The following is a 7,720-nucleotide window of genomic DNA, read 5'->3' on the forward strand; positions in this document are numbered from 1 at the left end:
CTTAAGGCAAAAGAGGCCTTTTTATATAATTTTTATCGCCCACCCGCATAGCAGGTGGTTTTTTGTTTCGTGCACTCGCTCTGCTCGCGCACTCAACCAGGCCTAAAGACATTAATAATAAAGAGGCTGAGTAAATCTCGGCCTCTTTATTATCTTTAGTCTTGCGGAACCTAGTCTTCTGCAACGAATGGCAAAAGACCCATGATCCGTGCACGCTTGATAGCGATAGTTAACTTACGTTGGTTCTTAGCACTGGTACCAGTAACCCGACGTGGTAAAATCTTACCACGTTCAGAAATGAACCGACGTAATAAATCAGTGTCTTTGTAATCGATGTATTCGATGTGGTTTGCGGCGATGAAGTCGACCTTACGACGACGACGTCCGCCCCGACGTTGTTGTGCCATGAAATTACCCTCCTATTCTGAGTAAAAATTTATTTAGAATGGTAATTCGTCATCAGCTAAATCAATGGATTGACCACCATCATCACTGCTTCCAGGGAACTGGTTGCCAGCATTTTGATTGGGATCGAAACCATTGTCCATACTTGGTGACGGATTACTTTGAGGAGCATTATTTCCAGGTTGTGGTTGACTGCCATATTGTGGAGCCTGAGCACCAAACGATTGTTGGTTACTGTTAAATGGCTGCTGAATGCCTGATTGGTTCATACCACCATTTTGACGAGGTTCTAACAATGCAAAGTTATCTACAACAACTTCGGTAACGTATACACGGTTACCCTGTTGGTTTTCATAATTCCGGGTTTGAATACGCCCTTCAATCCCAACAAGTGAACCCTTATGCGTAAAGTTACTAAAGTTTTCAGCGGATTTACGCCAAATAACGCAATTGATAAAGTCAGCATCACGATCACCATTTTGGTTTCGGAATTGCCGATCAACAGCTAACGTAAATGAAACAACTGCTGTCCCGCTGGTTGTGTACCGCAACTCGGGATCTCTTGTTAAACGCCCAGTTAAGACTGCACGATTAAGCATAGATCTTTCTCCTCTCTTTACTTTATTGACAAATTAATTAAGCATCAAGCTTAACAATCATGTGACGTAGGATATCATCACTGAACTTAGCTAAACGATCGAATTCGTTTAAAGCTTGATCTGAATCAGTAGTTAAGTTTACCACGTGGTAAGTACCTTCAGTGTACTTAGCGATTGGGTAAGCAAAACGACGAGTTGACCAATCCTTTGAGTCAGCGATAGTTGCACCATTGTCCGCCAAGATCTTGTCGAATCGGTCTACCAATTCGCTCTTTGCAGATTCTTCGATATCAGGACGAATGATGTAAGTAATTTCATATTTGCGTGTTTCCATGAATGTTACACCTCCTTATGGACTCTGGCTCTTCTCGCTATTTGAGAAGAACAAGGAAAGTAGACGTCATTACGTATACTCACAGACATAAAATATAGCATAAAATTCTATTTAAAACAAGGAACATCTAACAAGAAATCCTAAATGTTGCGGTCACTATAACTATATATACGTAAAATATCTACTTTCTCACTTTATTTTTTAATTTTCTGTTGTTTGACTTTCTTCTTGTGAGGAATTATTAGTTACTTCTTCAGTCTCCTCATCGACTTCTTTATCCACCTTTGCAATCGTAGCAACACGGGCACCATTATCCATCTTAATCAAATGAACACCAACAGCAGATCGTCCAGTTTGTGATACACTTTCAATGCCAAAACGAATAATTACTCCCTGGTCGGTAACTAACATGATATCTTCATCACCATTGACAGTGGTTAAACCAACCAACGAACCATTCTTTGCGGTAACATTAACTGTCTTAACTCCTAGTCCGCCCCGTCCTTTGATTGGATATTCAGAAGCAGGAGTTTGCTTTCCAAAACCATTTTCACTAATTACAAGAACCTTGCTATCAGAATCAAGAGGTGCAGCACCAATTACGTAGTCTTCATCTCGTAAGCGAATCCCACGAACTCCAGCCGCGCTTCGTCCCATTGACCGAACAACTGATGATTTAAAGCTAAGAGCATATCCATTATGAGTACCAATAATCATTGGCTGATCTTCACTAATAACTTCTACATCGATCAATTCATCGTTTTCATGGAGATTAAGTGCCTTTAATCCATTACTTCGAATATTCTTAAACTCTGTTACTGCTGTCCGTTTAACTGTTCCTAGCTTGGTAGTAAAGAAGAGGTATTTATCATCATCGTTAGTTTCATGTGAAACATTGATAACAGCACTAATCTTCTCTTTATTATTAATGCCAAGAAGGTTAATAATTGGAATTCCTTGAGCAGCCCGACCATATTCAGGAACTTCATACCCTTTCATTGAGTATACTTTTCCTGAATTAGTAAAGAAGAGCAACATATCATGTGTTGAACTAGAAATTAGTTGTTCAATAAAATCATCTTTATGAACTCCCATTCCCTTAACACCACGACCGCCACGATGCTGAGACTTAAATTCATCAACTGGAAGACGTTTAATGTATCCATTGTGGGTCAAGGCAACGATAATATCTTCTTCTTCAATTAGGTCTTCATCTTCAATATTGGTAATATCACCAACTTGAAGCTCAGTCCGTCGTTCATCCCCAAAACGTTTTTGAATTTCCATCAATTCGTCATAAATGATTTGGTTAATCCGTTCACGATGAGCAAGAATATCCTTGTAATCGGCAATTGCTGCCATTAATTTTTGGTATTCATCCTCTATCTTTTCCCGTTCTAGGCCAGTCAACCGAACCAACCGCATATCCAGGATAGCTTGTGCCTGGCGATCTGATAAACCATAATTATTCATCAACTCATTTTTCGCTACTTCACTTGTTTGTGAATTACGAATAATATTAATTATCTCATCAATATGGTCTAAAGCAATCCGCAACCCGGCAACAATGTGCGCACGATTCTGAGCTTTCTTTAATTCAAATTCTGTCCGCCGCCGTACAACTGATTCTTGGTGTTCCAGATAATATTGCAAAATTTGTTTTAAGCTTAAAATCTTTGGAGCACCATTAACAATTGCTAGCATATTGAAATTAAAAGTTGTTTGCATCAAAGTCATCTTGTAAAGGTTATTCAAGATAACTTCTGCACTAGCATCACGACGAACATCAATTACAATTCGCATTCCGTCACGGTCAGTTTCATCGTTAACATCAGTAATTCCATCAATATCTTTATTTCGAGCTAATTCAGCAATTCGTTCAATTAACTTTGCTTTATTAACCATGTAAGGAATTTCGTGGACAATGATCCGTTGCTTACCATTCTTCTGTTCTTCAATATCAACTTTTGCTCGAACAATAATAGTTCCTCGTCCGGTTTCATAAGCTTTACGAATACCAGACTTACCCATTACCACTCCACCAGTTGGAAAGTCTGGACCTGGAATAGCCTTCATTAGTCCTTCCGTTGTAATATCAGGATTGTCCATTAACATATGAATTCCGTTAATAACTTCTCCTAAATTATGGGTTGGAATATTAGTAGCCATCCCCACGGCAATTCCTGAGGCACCGTTAACTAATAAGTTAGGAAAACGAGCTGGTAATACATCCGGTTCTTTTTCCGTACCATCATAGTTATCATGAAAATCAACGGTAGCTTTATTGATATCCCGAAGCATTTCAACTGCAATTTTGCTCATCTTTGCTTCGGTATAACGCATGGCGGCCGCTCCATCACCATCAACCGACCCAAAGTTACCATGACCATCAACAAGCATATAACGGTAACTAAAGTCTTGAGCCATTCGCACAAGTCCTTCATAAATTGAAGAGTCACCATGTGGGTGGAACTTACCCATTACATCCCCGACAATCCGGGCCGATTTCTTGTAAGGCTTATCTGGAGTAACCCCTAATTCATTCATTCCATATAGAATTCGGCGTTGTACCGGTTTTAATCCATCACGGACGTCTGGAAGCGCACGTGACACAATAACACTCATTGCATAATCCAAGAATGAGTTTTTCATCTGACTTGTAAGATTTACATCCGTGATCCGATTAGGCATCTCTTGTTCAGCCAATGTCGTTCCTCCTTTTTTGCGTTAGCAGTAAACAACAGTTAATTACAGGTCAAGGTTCTCAACGAACTTAGCATTTTGCTCAATAAAGTCGCGCCGTGGTCCGACCTTAGTTCCCATTAGCATTGGGAAAATCTTATCCGCCTGTTCTGCGTCGTCTAATTTTACTCGTAATAGGTGCCGATTTTCTGGGTCCATTGTTGTTTCCCATAATTGCTCGGCATCCATTTCACCTAGCCCTTTGTAACGTTGAATAACCGGCTTAGGACTTGGTTGCAGTGAGCTTACAACCTGTTCTAGTTCTTCATCAGAGTCAATATATTTTACAAATTTACCTTGCCGAACTTGATATAACGGCGGTTGAGCAATATAAACATACCCATGCGTAATCATTGGCTTCATAAAGCGGTAGAACAAGGTTAACAGTAATGTCCGAATGTGGGCACCATCGACATCCGCATCAGTCATGATAATCAATTTATGGTAATTAGCCTTTGTAATATCAAAGTCATCTCCAAAACCTGTTCCAAGAGCGGTAAATAAAGAACGAATTTCGTCATTAGCTAGAACTCGATCAAGGGTTGCTTTTTCAACATTTAAGATTTTTCCTCGGATGGGGAGGATTGCCTGAGTGAGTCGCGAACGTCCCTGCTTGGCTGATCCACCAGCAGAATCACCCTCGACAATAAATAATTCTGAAATTTCCGGATCCTTACTTGTATTATCAGCTAACTTACCTGGCAAATTGCTAATTTCAAGACCACTCTTTTTACGAGTAACTTCACGTGCTCGTTTAGCAGCTACTCGTGCTTTCGAAGCGAGTTGACCTTTTTCAATAATTTGTCGCGCTTCGTCTGGGTGTTCTAATAAGAACCGGTTAAATGTTGCCGCAAAGACGTGGTCAGTCGCTGTTCGTGCATCTGAATTTCCTAACTTAGTCTTAGTCTGTCCTTCGAATTGCGGATCAGGGTGCTTAATGGAGACAACAGCAGTTAAACCTTCCCGTACGTCATCACCTGATAAGGTCTCATTCGACTTTAAAACACCGGCTTTGTGGCCATAGTCATTAATGACACGTGTAAGAGCCATCTTAAATCCGGTCTCATGAGTCCCACCTTCGTAAGTATGAATATTGTTAGTGAAAGTTAGCAAGTTGCTGCGGTATGAATCTGTATATTGTAAGGATACTTCAACAGTGATATCGTTTTCTTTACCTTCCACGTAAATTGGTGGATCAAATAAGATATTTTGGTCTTCATTAAGGTATTCAACATAATGGCGAATACCGCCTTCATAATGGAACTCTTTCCGTTCATGGTCTGCTTGTCGTAAGTCTTCGATTGTGATTTTAAGTCCCTTGTTTAAGAAGGCTAACTCTCTTAAACGATCAGTTAAAGTTTTAATATTGTAAGTCGTTGTTTCACGGAAAATTTCTGGATCCGGCTTAAAGTGAACGGTTGTACCATGCTCAGTTTCTGGAAGGCCTTCTTCAATTACCTTCATCGCAGATTTAACGTGACCATGATCAAAATCCATATAGTAACGTTTACCTTGACGAGCAACTTTAACATCTAATTCAGTAGATAAGGCATTTACAACAGAAGCTCCTACCCCGTGAAGACCTCCAGAAACCTTATATCCGCCGCCGCCAAATTTTCCTCCAGCATGCAGAACAGTAAAGACTGTTTCTAAGGCTGACTTTCCGGTTTCTTTTTGTGTATCAACTGGAATTCCCCGACCATTATCCTTAACAGTAATACTGTTATCTGGATTAACTACAACATTAATTTCATCACAAAATCCTGCTAAGGCTTCGTCAATTCCGTTATCGACAATTTCCCAAACAAGGTGATGAAGTCCCTGGGCTGAAGTGGAACCAATGTACATTCCGGGACGCTTTCGAACTGCATCCAATCCCTTTAAAACCTGAATTTGACTAGCATCGTATTCGCTAGCCAATTCTATCTTGGTTTCTTTTTGTTGTTCGTTGCTCACTTTACTTCCTCCTTATTCAAAGTGCCGTGCTCAATTTCAAAAATCGTGGGTTCATTAATTAGCTGGCGAGCAACATCACTCAGACTAGTTGTCGTCAAAAATGTTTGAACTTTATTCTGAATGGCTGTTAATAGGTGTGTTTGTCGAATTGTATCTAGTTCTGATAACACATCGTCTAATAATAATAATGGATACTCGCCGGTTTGTTCTTTCATCAAATCAATCTCTGCTAGTTTTACTGATAGTGCTGTCGTTCGCTGTTGTCCTTGCGATCCAAAAGCCTGCACATTTTTATCGTTTACTAGAAAGCGGATATCATCACGATGAGGACCATAAATTGTTGTTCCCTGCTCAATTTCACGCCGTTCATTGTCCTGATATAACTTAAAAAGGGCCTGATAAGCCTCTTCAACAGTAGTCTCATCATTAACCTTTAATTGATTAACATATTCAAGCCGTAATGATTCCTTATTTAGTGAAATCTCTTGATGTAAATCAGCTGCCCAGCCTTCAAGGTGCTTTAAAAAATGTTGGCGGGCAATAATTACTTCCGCACCAAAAGCAGCAAGCTGATCAGAGAGGACCCTTAAAAGGACGCGATCAGTTTGTTGCTTATATTTTAGTTGCTTTAAATATTTATTTTTTTGTCGTAAGAGTGTACGATATTGGCCTGCATTGTAAAGGTATTTACTACTCATCTGGCTAAACTCTCGATCCATAAAGTGGCGACGTAAAGCTGGTGATCCCTTTACCAGCGATAAGTCCTCAGGAGCAAATAATATTGCGTTTAGTTGACCCACATACTGTGATAATCGCGCTTGTTCTAAATGGTTTACCTTTGCCTTTTTTCCTTTACTTGAGAATTGTAATTCAAGCGGAATCTTGCCAATACTTTTCTCTACTGTGCCACTTATTAGGGCTGATTTTTCTTGCCAATTAATAAGTTCATGGTCATTACTTGTTCGATGGCTCTTGGTCAGGGAAAGAACATAGATTGCCTCTAGCATATTCGTTTTACCCTGTGCATTATGACCAATTAAAACGTTCACTCCAGGGTTGAAGTGAACGGTTAGATCCTGATAATTTCGAAAGTGATGTAAATGCAATTCCGTCAGAATCATGCTTATCCCTACTTACTCTTAATAACAAGTAATTGGTGGTCAGGAATTTGAATCTTATCTTCAGGATACAATTTGCGTCCCCGCCGATCATCTGGCTCATCATTTACTAATACAGTATTTTCTTTTAGAAACCATTTAGCTGCTCCGCCAGTAGGAATAATTCCCTCTTCTTTGAGTAACTGACCGAGTGTAATAAATGGACTATCAATCAACACTGACTTTTCTTCCATTTTTTTCACCTACTTTTGTAACTCTATTATACCACATTATTTGGCCTAATTTTGCGTTATTAGCCTTTCTGAGCGCATTAACTTATTTTAGCCTTTTTTATCAAAATTCGGGTAAATTTGCTCTATGGTCAAAAATCTAAATATAAACTAGCAATCCTAATTAAATTTAATCAATGTCAAATAGAAAAGACTGTGACATAAGTTAAGTTACTTTTATAAAAAGCAAATACGCAGTACAACAATGGCCTCTAACGTCCGGCAAAACCGAACGTTAGAGGCCTATTGTTGCTTGCGGGGGCTCCCAGAGGCTAGCTTCGCGTCGAAAAACGAAGT

General features: G+C 39.6%; 7 protein-coding genes. All 7 read right to left on the minus strand.

Annotated elements, in window-relative coordinates; translation table 11 throughout:
* Positions 1-170 precede the first annotated feature (170 nt).
* The 7 genes from rpsR to yaaA all read right to left on the minus strand — a co-directional run bounded on the left by rpsR (position 171) and on the right by yaaA (position 7,387).
* Positions 171-407, minus strand: a complete 237-nt coding sequence (gene rpsR / locus LMB57_RS07595) for a 30S ribosomal protein S18 (RefSeq protein ID WP_003665240.1) — start codon at positions 405-407, stop codon at positions 171-173.
* Between the two features lie 33 nt (positions 408-440).
* Positions 441-1,004: a single-stranded DNA-binding protein gene (gene ssb / locus LMB57_RS07600; RefSeq protein WP_229272413.1), complete on the minus strand. Its 564-nt coding sequence runs from the start codon at positions 1,002-1,004 to the stop codon at positions 441-443.
* A 37-nt stretch (positions 1,005-1,041) separates the two neighbouring features.
* Entirely contained in the window at positions 1,042-1,338 is a 297-nt protein-coding gene (gene rpsF / locus LMB57_RS07605) for a 30S ribosomal protein S6 (protein ID WP_003665235.1), read from the minus strand.
* Between the two features lie 201 nt (positions 1,339-1,539).
* Positions 1,540-4,044 carry a DNA gyrase subunit A gene (gene gyrA, locus LMB57_RS07610; protein WP_229272412.1) on the minus strand — a complete coding sequence of 835 codons (2,505 nt, stop codon included), beginning with the start codon at positions 4,042-4,044 and terminating at the stop codon, positions 1,540-1,542.
* Between the two features lie 42 nt (positions 4,045-4,086).
* Complete coding sequence (gene gyrB, locus LMB57_RS07615) at positions 4,087-6,036, minus strand: DNA topoisomerase (ATP-hydrolyzing) subunit B (protein WP_229272411.1); 1,950 nt, start codon at positions 6,034-6,036, stop codon at positions 4,087-4,089.
* Positions 6,033-7,157, minus strand: coding sequence for a DNA replication/repair protein RecF (gene recF / locus LMB57_RS07620; protein ID WP_229272410.1), 1,125 nt, complete (start codon positions 7,155-7,157; stop codon positions 6,033-6,035). The genes gyrB and recF overlap by 4 nt, the downstream gene beginning before the upstream one ends.
* An 8-nt stretch (positions 7,158-7,165) precedes the next feature.
* Positions 7,166-7,387, minus strand: coding sequence for a S4 domain-containing protein YaaA (gene yaaA, locus LMB57_RS07625; RefSeq protein ID WP_003665230.1), 222 nt, complete (start codon positions 7,385-7,387; stop codon positions 7,166-7,168).
* Positions 7,388-7,720 lie beyond the last annotated feature (333 nt).

Origin of the sequence: Limosilactobacillus secundus, assembly GCF_020784695.1 — a bacterium.
GTDB classification, from domain to species: domain Bacteria; phylum Bacillota; class Bacilli; order Lactobacillales; family Lactobacillaceae; genus Limosilactobacillus; species Limosilactobacillus reuteri_F.

Excerpts from the sequence above, each read along its gene's own strand:
- rpsR (WP_003665240.1), bottom strand. The coding sequence starts at position 407 with ATGGCACAACAACGTCGGGGCGGACGTCGTCGTCGTAAGGTCGACTTC.
- ssb (WP_229272413.1), bottom strand. The coding sequence starts at position 1,004 with ATGCTTAATCGTGCAGTCTTAACTGGGCGTTTAACAAGAGATCCCGAG.
- rpsF (WP_003665235.1), bottom strand. The coding sequence starts at position 1,338 with ATGGAAACACGCAAATATGAAATTACTTACATCATTCGTCCTGATATC.
- recF (WP_229272410.1), bottom strand. The coding sequence starts at position 7,157 with ATGATTCTGACGGAATTGCATTTACATCACTTTCGAAATTATCAGGAT.
- yaaA (WP_003665230.1), bottom strand. The coding sequence starts at position 7,387 with ATGGAAGAAAAGTCAGTGTTGATTGATAGTCCATTTATTACACTCGGT.